Source organism: Piscinibacter sp. (assembly GCF_050175855.1).
GTDB lineage: Bacteria > Pseudomonadota > Gammaproteobacteria > Burkholderiales > Burkholderiaceae_C > Piscinibacter.
On the sequence record NZ_JBFXIO010000079.1, the window covers coordinates 1 to 14,483 of the forward strand.

General features: G+C 69.5%; 15 protein-coding genes. 3 read left to right on the plus strand and 12 right to left on the minus strand.

The features are described from left to right. On the plus strand, positions 1-464 hold a 464-nt coding region (locus tag AB7U92_RS08410), incomplete at its 5' end, for a hypothetical protein (RefSeq protein ID WP_428575734.1). Between the two features lie 9 nt (positions 465-473). Here the strand turns inward: AB7U92_RS08410 and AB7U92_RS08415 are convergent. From AB7U92_RS08415 to AB7U92_RS08425, 3 genes are all read right to left on the minus strand, one after another. Continuing rightward, the gene (locus AB7U92_RS08415) at positions 474-689 is read right to left on the minus strand and encodes a hypothetical protein (protein ID WP_428575735.1); all 216 of its coding nucleotides are present in this window, start codon (positions 687-689) and stop codon (positions 474-476) included. A 190-nt stretch (positions 690-879) separates the two neighbouring features. Continuing rightward, entirely contained in the window at positions 880-1,587 is a 708-nt protein-coding gene (locus AB7U92_RS08420) for an NAD(P)-dependent oxidoreductase (RefSeq protein WP_428575736.1), read from the minus strand. A 69-nt stretch (positions 1,588-1,656) separates the two neighbouring features. Continuing rightward, positions 1,657-3,540, minus strand: a complete 1,884-nt coding sequence (locus tag AB7U92_RS08425; protein ID WP_428575737.1) for an ABC transporter ATP-binding protein — start codon at positions 3,538-3,540, stop codon at positions 1,657-1,659. An 87-nt stretch (positions 3,541-3,627) separates the two neighbouring features. Here AB7U92_RS08425 and AB7U92_RS08430 point away from each other — a divergent pair, with 87 nt between their 5' ends. Then, positions 3,628-4,224, plus strand: coding sequence for a flavin reductase family protein (locus tag AB7U92_RS08430; protein WP_428575738.1), 597 nt, complete (start codon positions 3,628-3,630; stop codon positions 4,222-4,224). Between the two features lie 11 nt (positions 4,225-4,235). Here the strand turns inward: AB7U92_RS08430 and AB7U92_RS08435 are convergent, their stop codons facing one another. Genes AB7U92_RS08435 through AB7U92_RS08475 form a run of 9 tightly spaced genes read right to left on the minus strand, consistent with a single transcriptional unit; the run spans position 4,236 to position 13,749 of the window. After that, positions 4,236-5,066 carry an SDR family oxidoreductase gene (locus AB7U92_RS08435; RefSeq protein ID WP_428575739.1) on the minus strand — a complete coding sequence of 277 codons (831 nt, stop codon included), beginning with the start codon at positions 5,064-5,066 and terminating at the stop codon, positions 4,236-4,238. Further along, positions 5,063-5,791, minus strand: coding sequence for an SGNH/GDSL hydrolase family protein (locus AB7U92_RS08440; protein ID WP_428575740.1), 729 nt, complete (start codon positions 5,789-5,791; stop codon positions 5,063-5,065). Before AB7U92_RS08440 ends, AB7U92_RS08435 begins: the two co-directional genes overlap by 4 nt. 13 nt (positions 5,792-5,804) lie before the next feature. Then, entirely contained in the window at positions 5,805-6,581 is a 777-nt protein-coding gene (locus AB7U92_RS08445) for an enoyl-CoA hydratase (RefSeq protein WP_428575741.1), read from the minus strand. Between the two features lie 25 nt (positions 6,582-6,606). Beyond that, positions 6,607-7,128, minus strand: a complete 522-nt coding sequence (locus AB7U92_RS08450; RefSeq protein ID WP_428575742.1) for a DUF1569 domain-containing protein — start codon at positions 7,126-7,128, stop codon at positions 6,607-6,609. A gap of 31 nt (positions 7,129-7,159) precedes the next feature. Continuing rightward, positions 7,160-8,359 carry an acetyl-CoA C-acyltransferase gene (locus tag AB7U92_RS08455; protein ID WP_428575743.1) on the minus strand — a complete coding sequence of 400 codons (1,200 nt, stop codon included), beginning with the start codon at positions 8,357-8,359 and terminating at the stop codon, positions 7,160-7,162. A gap of 24 nt (positions 8,360-8,383) precedes the next feature. Next, positions 8,384-10,768, minus strand: coding sequence for a 3-hydroxyacyl-CoA dehydrogenase/enoyl-CoA hydratase family protein (locus tag AB7U92_RS08460; protein WP_428575744.1), 2,385 nt, complete (start codon positions 10,766-10,768; stop codon positions 8,384-8,386). A 5-nt stretch (positions 10,769-10,773) separates the two neighbouring features. Continuing rightward, the gene (locus tag AB7U92_RS08465; protein WP_428575745.1) at positions 10,774-11,223 is read right to left on the minus strand and encodes a DUF2147 domain-containing protein; all 450 of its coding nucleotides are present in this window, start codon (positions 11,221-11,223) and stop codon (positions 10,774-10,776) included. A 23-nt stretch (positions 11,224-11,246) separates the two neighbouring features. Beyond that, on the minus strand, positions 11,247-13,037 hold the full coding sequence (locus tag AB7U92_RS08470; RefSeq protein WP_428575746.1) for an acyl-CoA dehydrogenase C-terminal domain-containing protein: 1,791 nt from the start codon (positions 13,035-13,037) through the stop codon (positions 11,247-11,249). Positions 13,038-13,062: 25 nt separating this feature from the next. After that, a complete protein-coding gene (locus AB7U92_RS08475) occupies positions 13,063-13,749 on the minus strand; it encodes a TetR/AcrR family transcriptional regulator (protein WP_428575747.1) in 687 nt (228 codons plus the stop codon). Between the two features lie 156 nt (positions 13,750-13,905). On the opposite strand from AB7U92_RS08475, the gene AB7U92_RS08480 reads away from it, so the two are divergent. Then, positions 13,906-14,463, plus strand: coding sequence for an HNH endonuclease (locus tag AB7U92_RS08480; RefSeq protein WP_428575748.1), 558 nt, complete (start codon positions 13,906-13,908; stop codon positions 14,461-14,463). The last annotated feature ends 20 nt before the right edge of the window (positions 14,464-14,483 follow it).

Below are 14,483 nucleotides of genomic sequence, written 5' to 3' on the forward strand. Positions count from 1 at the left end.
CCGCCAAGGGCTCGAGGGACCGCCCCTGGCTGCGCCGCATGCAGTTCTCGGTGGCCATGCTGCGCGGCGAGCTCAACGGCTATGCCTTCGAGGTGCTCAACCAGATGCGCGCCGCCGGCGAACAGCCCGACACCACGCAGCGCGACCTGGTCTGGCGCCGGCTGGTCGACTGGGGCCTGACCGCCAGCGACGCCGAACGCGAGGTGCTGCTCGGCTTCCTCAGCCCAGCCGATGTGCTGGCCACCTTCGAGTGGCTCTATCCGGCCGAACAGGCGGTGGCGGATCGCCAGCCGCTGCACCGCTTCGCGCTCGCCCTGCTGCGCGCGCGCGCCGGGCGGCAGGAAGAAGCACTGCAGGCGCTCGACGAGCTGAACGGGGAATTCGTGGCGCGCAAGCAGGACTCGCGTCTGGCGCGCGCCACGTCGCAGCTGCTCGAGCAGCTGCGCAAGGCGCCGGGGCGCTGAAACCCGGTCCTAGTGGCAGCGCTGCACGGCCGGCGTGGCGTACTCGCGGCCGACCACCGCGCGGGCGTAGAGGTAGTTGCCGCGGGCGCGCTCGCTGAGCGCATCCATGTCGACATGGCCGTCGGCATCGCAGGGAAAGGCCAGCGCGCGGCCTTCGTTGAACAGCGACTGGAAGCGCAGTTCGTAGGCGCCGGCCTCGGACAGGGACATCGTGACGGTGTTCATGTTGCGTTCTCCTGCAACAGCGTGGTTCGCACGATCACAACTTAGACCTGGGCAGGGCGGCTCGCCATGGGCGGCGGCCGCGTCGGCGTGTCCGCGTGCGTCGATGCACTGTGTAGGAAACGCGCCGACACGGCATCCCGACGACGCAGGAGGGAGTTCCCCCTAGTGTGCTGCCCCGTGCCCTGGGGGATCAGGCGACGGTGAGCACCTTGCCGACCGACGACGAATCGGTGGCCAGCCGCACCATCAGTGCGGCAAGATCCTCGCGCGGGATGCCGCGCCAGCCCCAGCGCAGGTTCTCGCCGACGTGGAGCTGGCCGCTGGCCGGCGCGTGGGACAGCCGCGCCGGGCGCAGCACGGTCCAGCGCAGCGCGCTGCCGCGCACCAGCGCCTCCTGGCGCTCCTTGTCGGCCATCACCTCGGGAATGAGCCACTGCAGCCAGCGGCCGAGGCCGAGCACGCCGGCGGCCACCGAGTTGCCCACGCCGGCCGCGCCCATCAGAACCAGGCGCGACACACCGGCCTCGGCCATGGCCGCGACCACGTGGCGCGTGGCCAGGGCGGCCAGCGGCGCGCGCGGCCGCAGGGCTTCACGCTCGCCCAGGGCCTCGGGCTTGTGGCCGACCAGGCACAGCACCGCATCATGGCCCTCGAGCACGCCCTGCAGGCTCTGCGGCACCAGCGGGTCGGCATGCACCACGTCGAGGTCGTCGTGCGACAGCGTCCACAGCGCCGGCTCGGCCACCAGCGCCGTGACCCGCTGGCCCTGCGCCAGCGCGTGGCGCACCGCGAACTGCCCGGTGGCGCCCGCGGCGCCGAACACCGCGATGCGCGGCCGCGCGTCCACCGGCGCCGGCTCGGGCGCGCGCGGGGCGAAGCGGTAGGTCATCGTGGCCATGGTCGGCGCTGCGGCAAGTGCGGGAGCGCACTGTGCCGAAGCGGCCGCAGGCCGCGAATCCCTACCTCGTCAGGCCAGCACCGGTTCGCCGCGCCGCGGTTCGTCCTCGTCGCCGAGGTCTTCGCCCAGGAAGCCGCCGCTCTGGTGCGCCCACAGCCGCGCGTAGATGCCGCCGCGCGCGAGCAGGCTGCGGTGGTCGCCCTCCTCGACGATGCGGCCCTTGTCGAGCACGATCAGCCGGTCCATCGCGGCGATGGTCGACAGGCGGTGCGCGATCGCCACCACCGTCTTGCCCTCCATCAGCCGGTACAGGCTCTCCTGGATGGCCACCTCCACCTCGCTGTCGAGCGCGCTGGTGGCCTCGTCGAGCAGCAGGATGGGCGCATCCTTGAGCATCACCCGCGCGATCGCGATGCGCTGGCGCTGGCCGCCGGAGAGCTTTACGCCGCGCTCGCCCACGTGCGCGTCGTAGCCTTGCCGGCCCTTCGGGTCGGTCAGGCCCTGGATGAACTCGTGCGCCTCGGCGCGCTTCGCGGCAGCCACCATCTGCGCGTCGTCGGCGTCGGGGCGGCCGTAGAGGATGTTGTCGCGCACCGAACGGTGCAGCAGCGAGGTGTCCTGCGTGACCATGCCCACCTGCGCGCGAAGCGAGTCCTGCGTCACCGCGGCGATGTCCTGGCCGTCGATCAGGATGCGGCCCGACTCCAGGTCGTAGAAGCGCAGCAGCAGGTTGACGATGGTCGACTTGCCCGCGCCGGAGCGGCCCACCAGGCCGATCTTCTCGCCCGGCCGGATGGTCAGCGACAGCTGCTCGATCACGCGCGGGGCGCCGGCAGCGTCGCGACCGTAGTGGAAGTCGACATTCTCGAAGCGCACCTCGCCGCGCGGCACGTGCAGCGGCCTGGCGTCCGGCCGGTCGACCACGCGGTGCGGGCGCGACAGCGTGTTGATGCCGTCCTGCACCGTGCCGACGTGCTCGAACAGCGAAGCCAGCTCCCACATGATCCAGTGCGAGATGCCGTTCAGGCGCAGCGCCATCGCGGTGGCCGCCGCGATCGCGCCGACACCGACTTGCCCCTTCGTCCACAGCCACAGCGCCACGCCGGTGGTGGCGGCGATCAGCAGCATCGACAGCACGTGGTTGACGATCTCGAAGCCGCTGACCATGCGCATCTGCTGGTGCACGGTGACGAGGAACTCCTCCATCGCCGAGCGCGCGTAGCCGGCCTCGCGCCGCGCATGCGAGAACAGCTTGACGGTGGCGATGTTGGTGTAGGCGTCGGTGATGCGGCCGGTCATCAGCGAGCGTGCGTCGGCCTGCGCTTGCGCCACCTTGGCCAGGCGCGGCACGAAGTACCAGCTGGCCAACCCGTACAGCACCATCCAGGCGAGGAAGGGCAGCAGCAGCCAGGCATCGAAGCCGCCGACCATCACCACCATGGTGACGAAGTAGATGGCCACGAAGACCAGGATGTCGGTGACCAGCAGCACCACGTCGCGCGCGGCCAGCGCGGTCTGCATCACCTTGGTGGCCACGCGCCCGGCGAACTCGTCCTGGTAGAAGGCCATGCTCTGGCCGAGCATGCGACGGTGGAAGTTCCAGCGCAGCCGCATCGGGAAGTTGCCCGCCAGCGACTGGTGCTTGATCATCGTCTGCAGCGCCACCAGCACGATGCTGGCGGCCAGCACGGCGCCCAGCAGCGCCAGCGAGCCGCCGTGCTCGCTGAACAGCGTGGCCGGCGTGGCCTGGGCCAGCCAGTCCACCACCTTGCCGAGGAAGCCGAACAGCGCCGCCTCGAACACGCCGATCAAGGCCGTGGCCAGCGTCATCACCGCGATGTGCGGCCGCATGCCCTCGGTGCAGTGCCACACGAAGGGGATGAGCTTGTCCGGCGGCTGGCCGGGCTCGGCATCGGGGTGCGGCTGGACGAGTTGCTCGAAGTAGCGGAACACGCGGGCTCTCCGTGGTGGGGATCTGCCGTGAGGGGCCGGGGTGACGGCGCGGGGTGCGAAGGTTAGCGCATCGTGAACAATCCGCGCATGACCTCTTCAGACGCCGGCGGCCACCGCCGCGACATTCCTCTGCCGCAGGCCTACCGGCTGCTCAACCACGGCCCGACCGTGCTGGTCAGCGCCGCCCACGGCGGGCGGCGCAACGTGATGGCCGCTGCCTGGGCGATGCCGCTGGACTTCGACCCGCCGAAGGTGACGGTCGTCATCGACAAGAGCACCTTCACGCGCCAGCTCATCGAGGCCAGCGGCTGCTTTGCGCTCAGCGTGCCTTGCCGCGCGATGGCCGACGCCACCTTCGCCGCGGGCAGCCTCTCGGGTGCGCAGCGCGCCGACAAGTTCGCCGATTGCGGGCTGGACAGCTTCGCGGCACAGCGCATCGAGGCGCCGCTGGTCGAAGGCTGCGTGGCCTGGCTGGAATGCCGCGTGATCGTGGAGCCGCATCACCAGCAGGCCTACGACCTCTTCGTGGCCGAGGTGCTCGCCGCCCAGGCCGACGAGCGGGTGTTCGCCGGCGGCCGCTGGCAAGCCGACGCGCCGGCCGAGCTGCGCACGATCCACCACCAGGGCGGCGGCGCCTTCTTCGTGGCCGGCGAGACGGTGCAGGCCGCGAAGCCGCGCGGCTGATCAGCCGGCCGTCAGTCCACGAAGAAGTCGGGAATGAAGTCGCGGTTGCCCGGCGTGACGCTGTAGCGGTCGAAGTCGGTCACGCCATGCTGCACCAGCAGCGCGTCGTCGATGAAGAAGTTGCCGGTGGTGGTCTTTGCGTCGCTGGTGAGGATGTGCCAGGCCGCGTCGGCCAGGATCTCCGGCGTGCGGCATTTCGAGACGTCGACGCCCGGGATCATCTGCAGGGCCGCGGTGGCGATGGCGGTGCGCGGCCACAGGCTGTTGACGCCGATGCCGTGCTTGCGGAACTCGCCGGCGTGGCCGAGCGTGCACTCGCTCATGCCGTACTTGGCCATCGTGTAGGCCACGTGCGGCGCGAACCAGTGCTCGCGCATCGACAACGGCGGAGACATGTTCAGCACATGCGGGTTGCGCCCCGCCTGCGCCGACTTCATCAGGTGCGGCAGGCAGGCCTGGGTGCACAGGTAGGTGCCGCGCACGTTGACGCCGAACATCAGGTCGAAGCGCTTCATCGGCGTGGCGTCGGTCGGCGTCAGGCTGATCGCGCTGGCGTTGTTGACCAGGATGTCGATGCCGCCGAAGCGCGCCACCGCCTGCTCCACCGACGCCAGCACGTTGGCCTCGTCGCGAATGTCGGTCTGCAGCGCCAGCGCATGGCCGCCGGCCGCCTCGATCTCGGCGGCGGCCGAGTGGATGGTGCCGGGCAGCTTGGGGTTGGCCTCGGCGGTCTTGGCCGCGATGACGATGTTGGCGCCGTCGCGCGCAGCGCGCAGCGCGATCGCCAGGCCGATGCCGCGCGAGGCGCCGGTGATGAAGAGGGTCTTGCCTTGCAGGGTCATGATCTTGTCTCCGTGGGGTTCATGAGGCGCGCGGCGATGAAGCGCGCCAGCGCCTCGCCGGTGGCGCGGTAGACGGGTTCGCCGGGGTGGAAGCCGTCGGCCGCCATGTGCTCGGGGCCGAGGTCGAGCGCGATCGGCACGTGCGACACGTCGTCACGCGTGGACGCCCAGCGCGCCATCGCCTCGTCGTGCGCGCGGGCGTCGGCACCCATCACCCGCCGCAGCGGCTGGGGCAGCAACGGGAAGCGATGCACCGGCGGCAGCGGCGCGAAGACCACGTGCCGAACGCCCGCAGCGTGGCGCAGCCAGTCGGCCAGCGCGGCGCGCTGCTGCACGGCGCGCGCCGGGCTCACCTGGTCGATCACGTCGTTGACGCCGAGCACCGCCACGGCGATGTCCGCCGGCACCGGCCGCACCTGCCGTACCAGTTCCAGTGCCTGCGCGGTGGTGATGCCGCTCTTGGCAACGAGTTGCCAGTGCACGCGGCGCCCCGCCTCACGGGCGAGGGTGCGCGGGAGATGGCCGGCCAGCGCCTCGTCCTGCGTGGCGACGCCGACGCCAGCGGCGGACGAGTCGCCCACGATCAGCAGCGCGAGCCGGTCGCCCTCGCCGACGCGGCCTTCGCGTGATCCGTCGGCCTCCGGCAATGCGGGCGCGCGGCGGCGCGTGGCCACGGCCTGCGCCACCAGCAGCGGCGCGAGCGCGAGCTTCAGCGCCAGCGACATGGCTTCGGCCGCGTCAGGAGAACTTCGAGAAGTCCGGCTGCCGCTTCTGGAAGAAGGCCTGGAAGGCTTCCATCGCCTCGGGGCTGCGCAGCCGCGCGCTGAACAGCTCGCCCTCGACGGCGATGGTCTTGAGCACCTCGTCGGTGGTGGAGCGGCGCAGCAGCTTCTTGGTCTCGCGCACCGCACCGGGCGGCAGGGCGTTGAAGCGCTCGGCCATGCGGCGGGCATGCTTGATCACCTCGCCGGCCGGCAGCACGGCGTTGGCGATGCGCGCCTCCACCGCCTCTTCCGGCGTGAAGGGGTCACCCAGCATCAGTTTCTCGGCCGCCTTCACGTGGCCGATCAGGCGCGGCACCACCAGGCTGGAGGCGAACTCCGGCACCAGACCCAGGCTCACGAACGGCATCGCCAGGCGTGCCTCGTCGGACACGTAGACCAGATCGCAGTGCAGCAGCATCGTCGTGCCGATGCCGATGGCCGCGCCAGTGACGGCGGCCACCACCGGCTTGTCGATGCCGACCAGCGCCTTCATGAACTGGAACACCGGCGCCGTCTCGGAGTTGCTGCCCGATCCGGGCGGCCGGCTCATGAAGTCCTCGATGTCGTTGCCGCTGGTGAAGATGCCGGGCTGGCCGGTGATCAGCACGGCGCGCACCGCCGGGTCGGCCTGCGCGGCATTCAGCGCGTCGGCCATCGCCTGGTACATCGCCACCGTCAGCGCGTTCTTCTTCTCCGGCCGGGCGATCTCGATGGTGGCCACGCCGTTGAGCGTGGCGGTCTTGATGCTCATGGTCTTGTCTCCGTAGTGTGCGATGTCAGGCAACGGCTTCCTGCCAGTGATTGGCCAGGTGCATCAGGTGAGCGCGGGCGTACGACGGCTTGTCCAGCGCGCCATAGGCGAAGTGTGGCGCGAGCGCTCCGGCATGCGCCTCGAAGGCCTGCAGCGCCGCGATGACGCGATCGACGGCCGGCTCCAGCGGCTGGCCGCGGGCAATGGCCGGCGCACCGGGAATGGGCTCGTCCAGCGCATGCGACATGCGCCCGCGCGCCGAGAAGACGCTGAAGGCGGCCGGTCCGACCGTGGCGCGGAACCACGCCGGCTTCGGCGTCGGGAAGCCGGTCAGCGAGTACTCGACGCTCTGCGCCGCGTGGTGCAGCACCTGCGAGAGGTCCCAGGCGCCGGCCATGCGCGGCGCAGCGCGCTTCAGCGCCTCCAGGGTCTTCAGCGCGCTGGCCATCGAGTCGAACGCCGGCATCGCCAGCGCAGCCGGCGAACAGGCCGACAGCAGCGCGGGCGCGGCCAGCGTGGCCAGCGTGGCCACGCCGATGCGCAGCACCGCCCGACGCCGGCCGTGCCGGAGCCCGCCGTCAGACACGCTCGATGATCCCCGCCGCGCCCTGCCCCATGCCAACGCACATGGTGACCATGCCGTACTTGAGGTTGTGGCGGCGCAGCGCATGCACCACGGTGGCGGCACGGATCGCGCCGGTGGCGCCCAGCGGGTGGCCGAGCGCGATCGCGCCGCCCATCGGGTTCACCTTGGCCGGATCGAGGCCGACGCTGTTGATCACCGCCAGCGCCTGCGCGGCGAAGGCTTCGTTGAGCTCGATCCAGCCGAGGTCGTCGAGCTTCAGGCCGGCGGCACGCAGCGCCGCGGGAATCGCCTCGATCGGGCCGATGCCCATGATCTCCGGCGGCACGCCGCGCGCGGCAAAGCTGACGAAGCGCGCCAGCGGCTTGAGGTCGAACTGCTTGACGGCCTTCTCGGAGGCCAGGATCAGCGCGCCGGCGCCGTCGCTGGTCTGCGAGCTGTTGCCGGCAGTCACGCTGCCCTTGGCGGCGAACACCGGCCTGAGCTTGGCCAGGCCTTCGAGCGAGGTGTCGGGGCGAGCGCCCTCGTCGAGGTTGACGGTGCGCGTCTTCACACTCACTTCGCCGGTGGCGAGGTTGGGGAAGCGCTCGACGATCTCCACCGGCGTCATCTCGTCGCCGAACTCGCCGGCGGCCATGGCCTTGAGCGCCTTCTGGTGCGAGGCCAGCGCGAAGGCGTCCTGCGCCTCCCGCGTCACCTTCCACTGCGTGGCCACCTTCTCGGCGGTCAGGCCCATGCCGTAGGCGATGCCGACGTTCTCGTCCTTGGCGAAGATCTCCGGGTTGAACGACGGCTTGTTGCCGCCCATCGGCACCATGCTCATCGACTCGGCGCCGCCGGCGATCATCACGTCGGCCTCTCCGACGCGGATGCGGTCAGCCGCCATCTGGAGTGCGGTCAGGCCGGAGGCGCAGAAGCGATTGACGGTGACACCGCCCACCGTGTTCGGCAGGCCGGCCAGCACCATCGCCACGCGCGCCATGTTGATGCCCTGCTCGGCCTCGGGGAAGGAGCAGCCGATGATGGCGTCCTCGATCGCCTTCGGATCCAGCGTCGGCACCTGCTTCAGTGCGCTCTGCACGGCGGCCACCAGCAGGTCGTCCGGCCGCGTGTTCCTGAAGTAACCCCGGCCCGACTTGCCGATCGGCGTGCGGGTGGCGGCAACGATGTAGGCGTCTTGCACTTGCTTGGTCATGTCAGTCTCCGTGTCGTTGCCGGATCAGTTGCGGACGGGCTTGCCGGTCTGCAGCATGCCCATGATGCGTTCTTGCGACTTCGGGTTCTCGAGCAGCGCGCAGAAGTGCTTGCGCTCGAGCGCCATCAGGTACTCCTCGGTCACCAACGAGCCGGCCTCGACCTCGCCGCCGCAGACCACGTCGGCGATCAGCGCGCTGATGTGGAAGTCGTGCGCGCTGATGAAGCCGCCGTCGCGCATGTTGGCGAGCTGGCCCTTGATGGTGGCGATGCCGCTGCGGCCGGCCACCGGGAACAGCGACTTCGCCGGCGCGCGGTAGCCGCTGTCGAACATGGCCCTGGCCTGCTGGATCGCCACGTACAGCAGCTCGTCCTTGTTCGGCACGATCACGTCGCTCCACAGCAGGTAACCGAGCTTGCGCGACTCGATCGCGCTGGTGCCCACCTTGGCCATGGCCGCGTTGGTGAAGCCATCGGTGACGAACTTGAAGATGTCGGCATTGGCATTGCCCGCCGCAGCCATCTCGGCAGCGCGGCGCGCGATGTAGGTCAGGCCGCCGGCGCCCGGCACCAGACCCACGCCGACTTCCACCAGGCCCATGTACGACTCCATCGCCGCCACGCGCTTGCTCGAATACACGGCCAGTTCACAGCCGCCACCCAGCGCGATGCCGCGGATCGCGCTGACCACCGGCACCTGGGCGTAGCGCAGGCGCAGCATGAAGTCCTGGAACTTCTTCAGCTCCGGCGCGATGCCCTTGGCGCCGCTCTTCATGAAGACGGGCATCAGCGCCTCGAGGTTGGCACCGGCGGAGAACACGTCGTCCGGCGACCAGATCACCAGGCCCTTGTAGCCCGCCTCGGCCTTCTCCAGCGCGGTCTGCAGGCCCTCGGCCACGGTCGGGCTGATCAGGTGCAGCTTGGCGGTGATGCTGGCGATCAGCACCTCGCCGTCCAGCGTCCAGACGCGCACTTCCTCGTTCTTGAACGCTTCGGTGCCGGCTGCGAGCGGCGCCACCGCGCCGGAGCCGGCGACGTTCTCGGGGAAATGCTGGCGCTGGTGGACGGCCAGGCTCGGGCGCGGGATGTACTTGCCCTGCGCCGGGCTCCACGAGCCTTCGGCGGTGTGCACGCCTTCGCGGCCATCGAACACCCAGGCCGGCAGTGGCGCCTTGCTCAGCGCCTTGCCGGCGTCGATGTCGGCCTTCACCCACTCGGCCACCTGCTTCCAGCCGGCCTGCTGCCACAGCTCGAACGGGCCTTGCTGCACGCCGAAGCCCCAGCGCATCGCGAAGTCGACATCACGCGCGCACTCGGCAATGTCGGCCAGGTGCACCGCCGCATAGTGGAAGCCGTCGCGCAGGATGGCCCACAGGAACTGCGCCTGCGGGTTGGTCGACTCGCGCAGCAGCTTGAGCCGCTCGGCCGGCGCCTTCTTCAGCATGCGCTCGACGATCGGCTCGGCCTTGCCGCCGGCCGGCACGTAGTCGGCCTTGGCCGGGTCAAGGCGCAGGATGTCCTTGCCGACCTTCTTGTAGAAACCGGCGCCGCTCTTTTGGCCCAGCGCGCCCTGCTCGATCAGCTTGGCCAGCACCGGCGGCGTGCCGTAGCTCTCGAAGAACGGATCGTCCTTCAGGTTGTCCTGCAGCGTCTTGATGACGTGCGCCATCGTGTCCAGACCCACCACGTCGGCGGTGCGGAAGGTGCCGCTGGAAGCGCGGCCGAGCTTCTTGCCCGTCAGGTCGTCGACGACGTCGTAGGAGAGGCCGAAGGTCTCGGCTTCCTTGATGGTGGCCAGCATGCCGGCGATGCCGACGCGGTTGGCGATGAAGTTCGGCGTGTCCTTGGCACGCACCACGCCCTTGCCCACCGTGCTGGTGACGAAGCTCTCGAGCTGGTCGAGGATTTCCGGCTTCGTGGTCGGGGTCGGGATCAGCTCGACGAGGTACATGTACCGCGGCGGGTTGAAGAAGTGGATGCCGCAGAAGCGCGGCTTGATCTCTTCGGGCAGCGCTTCGCTCAGCTTGGTGATCGACAGGCCCGAGGTGTTGGAGGCGACGATCGCGTGCGGCGCCACCGCCGGGGCGATGCGCTTGTACAGGTCGAGCTTCCAGTCCATGCGCTCGGCGATGGCCTCGATGATCAGGTCGCAGTCCTTGAGCTTGTCGAGGTGCTCCTCGTAGTTGGCCTGCTCGATGAAGGCGGCGTCCTCGGGAATGCCCAGCGGCGAGGGCTTGAGCTTCTTCAGGCCCTCGACGGCCTTGGTGACGATGCCGTTCTTCGGCCCTTCCTTGGCAGGCAGATCGAACAGCACCACCGGCACCTTGACGTTGACCAGATGGGCGGCGATCTGCGCGCCCATCACCCCGGCGCCGAGCACGGCCACCTTGCGAACGTTGAATCGATTCATGTTGCTCACTCCACTCGGATCCAGGTCTGGTTGCGGAAGAACGGGCCGATGTAGCCGCGCACCTCCAGGTGCTTGCCGCCGTCCAGCGGCTTGAGCCGCAGGCGGTAGGTCTTGCCGTTGTTGGGGTCGGTGATGTCACCGCCGGTCCACAGCGCGCGGTCGGACTCGTCGGGCTTGGCGTTGCGGATGATGGTCAGCCCGACGATGGGCTTGCCCTTGCGCTCGTCGGTGCACTTGTCGCACACGTCGTCAGGCTTGGCGGTCGGGTCGAGCACCTTCTCGATCCGGCCGGTCAGCGCGCCGCCGTTGTCGACGATACGCACCAGCGACTTCTCCTTCTTCGTCTCGTCGTCGATCGTCTTCCACAGCCCCACCGGCGTGGCCTGGGCCAGCGCAGCGGCAGGAATCACGAAAGCGACGACCGCGGCCAGCGCCAGCGCGATCTTGTTCTTCATCGTTGTCTCCCCTCGATGGTTGGTCAGAACAGCGCCTCGTCCATCTCCATCAGCGGCGCCAGCCCGGCGCGGCAGCTGCGGATCAGGCCCGCCGTCTCCGGCAGCAGCTTGGCATAGTAGAAGCGCGCGGTTGCCAGCTTGGCGGTGTAGAAGGGGTCGCCGCTGTCCTTCTTCGCCAGCGCCACCTTAGCCATGCGCGCCCAGAAGTAGGCGAATACCAGGTGGCCGCACACGCGCAGGTAGTCCACCGCCGCGGCACCCACCTCGTCGGCGTTGCCCATGGCCTTCATGCCCAGCTCGGTGGTCAGCTTGGTCACCTTGTCGCCGAGCTCGGCCAGCGGGTTGACGAACTCCTGCATGGCCTCGTTGGTGCCCTCGTCCTCGACGAACTCCTGCACCAGCTTGCCGAACTTCTTCAGCTTCTTCCCGTTGTCGCCCAGCACCTTGCGGCCCAGCAGGTCGAGCGACTGGATGGTGTTGGTGCCCTCGTAGATCATGTTGATTCGCGAGTCGCGCACGAACTGCTCCATGCCCCACTCGCGGATGTAGCCGTGGCCGCCGAACACCTGCAGGCAGTGCGAGGTGGCGATCCAGGCGTTGTCCGTCAGGAAGGCCTTGACGATCGGCGTCACCAGGGCCACGAGGTCGGCGCACTCCTTGCGCTCGTCCTCGTCGTCGCTGGCGAGTTCCTTGTCGAGCTGCAGCGTGGTCCACATCGCGAAGGCGCGCGCACCCTCGGCGTAGGCGCGGGCAGTCAGCAGCATCTTGCGCACGTCGGGGTGCACGATGATGGTGTCGGCCGGCTTGTCGGGGTTCTTCGGGCCGGACAGCGCGCGCATCTGGATGCGCTCCTTCGCGTAGGCCACGGCGTTCTGGTAGGCCACCTCGGTCAGGCCAAGCGACTGCATGCCCACGCCCAGGCGGGCCGCGTTCATCATCACGAACATCGCGGCCAGGCCCTTGTTGGGCTCGCCGACCATCGTGCCGACTGCGCCTTCCAGAACGATCTGCGCCGTGGCATTGCCGTGGATGCCCATCTTGTGCTCGAGCGCGGCACAGAAGATGCCGTTGCGCGCACCCAGCGTGCCGTCGGCATTGGCGATGAACTTCGGCACCACGAACAGCGAGATGCCCTTGGAGCCGGCCGGCGCGTCGGGCAGGCGGGCCAGCACCAGATGGACGATGTTCTCGGCCAGGTCGTGCTCGCCGGCGGAGATGAAGATCTTCTGGCCGGTGATCCTGTAGGTGCCGTCGGCCTGCGGCTCGGCCTTGGTGCGCAGCAGGCCGAGGTCGGTGCCGCAGTGCGGCTCGGTCAGGCACATCGTGCCGGTCCACTGGCCGCTGGTGAGCTTGGGCAGGTACAGCGCCTTCTGCGCGTCGGAGCCATGTGCATGCAGCGCCTCGTAGGCGCCGTGCGACAGGCCGGGATACATGGTCCAGGCCTGGTTGGCGGAGTTGAGCATCTCGTAGAAGCTCTGGTTCACGATGTGCGGCAGGCCCTGGCCGCCGTAGGCGGGGTCGCAACTCAGCGACGGCCAGCCGCCCTCGACATACTTCGCGTAGGCCTCCTTGAAGCCCTGGGGCGCCTTGACCTCGTGGCTGGCCTTGTCGAGCGTGCAGCCTTCGGCATCGCCGCTGGCGTTCAGCGGGGCCAGCACCTCGGCGGCGAACTTGCCGCCTTCCTCCAGCACCGCGTTGATGGTGTCGGCGTCGATCTCGGCATGGGCCGGCAGCATCTTCAGCTCGTCGACGACGTTGAGCACCTCGTGCATGACGAACTGCATGTCGCGCAGGGGCGGGGTGTAGGTGGGCATGGGCTCAGCTCTCCAGGGACGGGATTCAGGAACGTGCCGCGCGCTTGCGCGCCACGGCAGGCTTGGATTCGAGTGCACCGGGCGCGGCGTAGTTCTCCAGCACGCGGCGGAAGGCCACCTTGGCGCGCTCGACGGCGCCGGGGTGGCGCAGGAAACGCGCATCGTGGTGCAGCGCGAGGATCAGGCCGTGCACCTCGAACAGCATCTGCGCCGGGTCGGTGTCGGGCCTGAGGTGGCCTTCCTCGACGCCGATGCGGATGGCGCGCTCGAGCGCGTCCTGCCAGGTCTGCACCATGTCGACGAGGGCATCGCGCACCGGGCCGGGCCGGTCGTCGAACTCGACCGCACCGCTGATGTAGATGCAGCCCGAGTCGATCTCCACCGCCACGCGGCGCACCCAGTTGTCGAACAGCGCGCGCAGGCGCGGCAGGCCGCGCGACTCGCGCAGCGCCGGGTAGAAGACCTCTTCCTCGAACTTGTGGTGGTACTCGCGCACCACGGCGATCTGCAGTTCGTCGCGCGAGCCGAAATGGGCGAACACGCCCGACTTGCTCATGCCGGTCACCTCGGCGAGCGCACCGATGGACAGCCCCTCCAGCCCCATGTGCGACGCCAGCGTGAGCGCCGCATCGAGGATGGTGGCGCGGGTCTGCTGGCCCTTGTGCAGCGTGCGGACGGGAGACGAACTGTCGGCCATCGCGGGCGAACCCATAAAACGAACGATCGTTCTATTTTGCAGAAAAGCGCGCCACCGCGCCCGACAACCCTTCGGTATTTCTAGGCATTCGCCCCTACTCCGGGCTCGTCATCGCCGCGTCACGCGCGCGACTTGAGGGAATCGCCGCGGATGCGCTACGCTCGACGCACTATGGAAGTGTTGCAACTCGACGTTTCCGGGCGCCCGCAGGCGTGGATCTCGGCCAAGGAGGCCGCGGTGCTCTACGCCAGCGATGGCGTGGCCTGGACGCTGGGCGACGCCTTCTACGTGCTGCGCGGCGGCGTGCAGCGGCGCACCGGGCTGCAGAGCCGCATCGAGGTGCACCCCATCATTGCCGTGCGCGGCGCGATCCCGAGCAAGGCCTGGCGGCAGACGCCGGCCTTGTCCAACCCCAAGCTGTTCGCCCGCGATCGGCAGGTCTGCGCCTACTGCGGCCACCGCTTCCACTTCGACGAACTGACGCGGGAGCACATCGTGCCCACCTCGCGCGGCGGGCTGGACAGCTGGATGAACTGCATCACCGCCTGCCGGCCCTGCAACGGCCGCAAGGGCAATCGCATGCCGGAAGAGGCGCGCATGGGTCTGCTGTACCTGCCCTACGTTCCCAGCCTGCACGAGGACATGATCCTGCGCGGCCGGCGAATCCTGGCCGACCAGATGGAGTTCCTGCTGGCCAGCGTGCCGCGCTCCAGCCGCCTGCACGGCTGAGCCGTGCCGGTTGAGTTCGC